We start from the raw sequence: 1,930 nt of genomic DNA, 5'->3' as shown, positions 1-1,930 counted from the left end.
CGGGACTGGCTACTGTCAGAAATGACAGTTCGAAGGGGTAAAAGGGGGCCGCTGGTCGGATTGGCGAACTGGGCGTCGATGTAAAAAGCAAGACGGTTTTAGCATTCCCGATTATGTATTACTTTATACGTTGTTTGTAACACATGAGAGAGCAACGATATGAGCGAAGCTACCTTTACGTTTCGGGTTGATGAGGCCCTGAAAGCTGAGTTCTCCTGCGCCGCCAAGGCCCGTGATCGCAGCGGCGCGCAGCTCCTGCGCGACTTCATGCGTGAGTTCGTGCAACAGCAGGAAGCGGCCGCGCATGACGCCTGGTTCCGTCGCCAGGTGCAAATCGGCATGGATTCGGCCAATGCCGGCAACTTGATTTCATCGGCCGAGGTTGAGGCCAGATTCGCGACCAAGCGGGAGGCCACGCGTCGTCGGCTTAAAACCTCTGAATGATGGCATTATTCTGGACACCCGAGGCGATCCAGGATCGCGACGAAATCTATGATTACATCGAAGCCGACAACCCAGCCGCCGCATTGGCCCTTGATGAGCTGTTTTCAGAGAAGGCGAGCCGCCTGGTCGATCATCCAGGCCTGGGTCGGCTTGGTCGTGTTACCGGCACCCACGAGCGGGTAGTGCATCGAAATTACATCCTGGTCTATGACGTGGCAGGCGACTGGGTGCGCGTGCTGCGAGTCCTGCATGCCGCTCGACAGTGGCCACCTCGAAAATGAGGTAAATAATGGCCGAGGCGTCGATCTACGCCGCTGATCTACAGCGATGCCGGCAAGGCGATTGCCGCCCACCGCGCGGCGGGTGAGCGGATTCTGGTGATCTCGGCGTCACAAGCTTTGAGCCAGCCGCAATGGCTGCGAACGACGGAAACCTGTGGGAGCGGTGCTTATCGGATCGCCGCACCGCCGCGAAGAGGGCCTTGAGAGCGCCAGTGTTCCAACTAAATTAAGTCAGTTTTTCAGTCAGCCTTCCGATATAAAATCGTTACTCTTTGAGTCCGCTTACCGAGCTCTATCTAAGCTGACGAATACGAATGTCGTCGAGATCAACTTTGCTTACGTGATCTGACACAAGGAACATTAAACTCAAATTTTGTGAAAATTCGTCGACTGTATAAAAATATGTCTGCCATTGGGAGGTGAGCAGATGAGACTGTTGGGGAGGGTCAGAACTAGGCACAACCGTAAACTCTAATTTTAGTCCAGGATGCACGCTGCGTGCTCGTACACTGACTTCATAGCGCTCCCCAACAGGCAGAGGTGCGGGATTGAGGGTTATGAGGTTTATCTTACAGTAGTCATTGCCATCCTCATCCCTGACTACGGTCCCTGATGAGCCAATTGCCCAGCCGTTCAAGTCTCCATTCGTGAACGGGGTGTAGTGTTCGAAAAAAGTGACCGTATAAGTGCGCAACGGAAAGGTGACCGCATTGGCCTCGTCGGTGCTCTTATCGAAGGAGGCCTTGAACTCCAGCTTCAATGTGCTGCCGTTGCGTAGCTCCCGAAGCTCGCTATAGGGAACGATTTTTTCACCATACCCTTGCCGATACCACTCCGTGCTCACCCAATTATTCGCTCCGCTCCACAGCTTCTCGTAGGTCAAGCCATCGTTTTTCGTACCCTCCAGACGCAGCCATATGCGCTGGTTGTGTGCAATGAGCGGCCAATTGTCGATACGTACGGTGGCGTCACCGGTCAAGTTGCTCATATCCAGTTCAGGCCCTTCTCCATTATTGACGGCTTGCAGGATCCTCGGCTTGGCCACCAGCAGATCGTCTTCGGCAATGGTCCGCACCGCCAGGTTGAGTGCATCTGAGGGATCCGAAGCTTCGCCGTTGCGAGTCACGGTGTAGGTGACCGTCACCGGTTTGCCCAGATTGTAGGCGAGCACCTCGACCGGCATATCGATCTCGCGGCTGGGGGGG

At 55.0% G+C, this 1,930-nt stretch carries 2 protein-coding genes and 2 pseudogenes; 3 read left to right on the top strand and 1 reads right to left on the bottom strand.

Features of this window, described 5'->3' with window-relative positions:
- Nucleotides 1–159: 159 nt before the first annotated feature.
- From AC07VG_RS33375 to AC07VG_RS33365, 3 genes and pseudogenes are all read left to right on the top strand, one after another.
- Nucleotides 160–444, top strand: coding sequence for a CopG family ribbon-helix-helix protein (locus AC07VG_RS33375; RefSeq protein ID WP_495004865.1), 285 nt, complete (start codon nt 160–162; stop codon nt 442–444).
- Nucleotides 441–725, top strand: a complete 285-nt coding sequence (locus AC07VG_RS33370; protein WP_495004864.1) for a type II toxin-antitoxin system RelE/ParE family toxin — start codon at nt 441–443, stop codon at nt 723–725. The genes AC07VG_RS33375 and AC07VG_RS33370 overlap by 4 nt, the downstream gene beginning before the upstream one ends.
- 30 nt (nt 726–755) lie before the next feature.
- A pseudogene (locus AC07VG_RS33365) lies at nt 756–836 on the top strand (HAD family hydrolase); the annotation flags it as partial.
- A gap of 181 nt (nt 837–1,017) precedes the next feature.
- On the opposite strand, the pseudogene AC07VG_RS33360 reads toward AC07VG_RS33365, so the two are convergent.
- Nucleotides 1,018–1,930 (bottom strand): annotated as a pseudogene (locus AC07VG_RS33360) (hypothetical protein); the annotation flags it as partial.

This window comes from Pseudomonas sp. GW821-FHT03C07, assembly GCF_059420925.1.
This window is presented reverse-complemented; position numbering and strand designations above follow the sequence as displayed.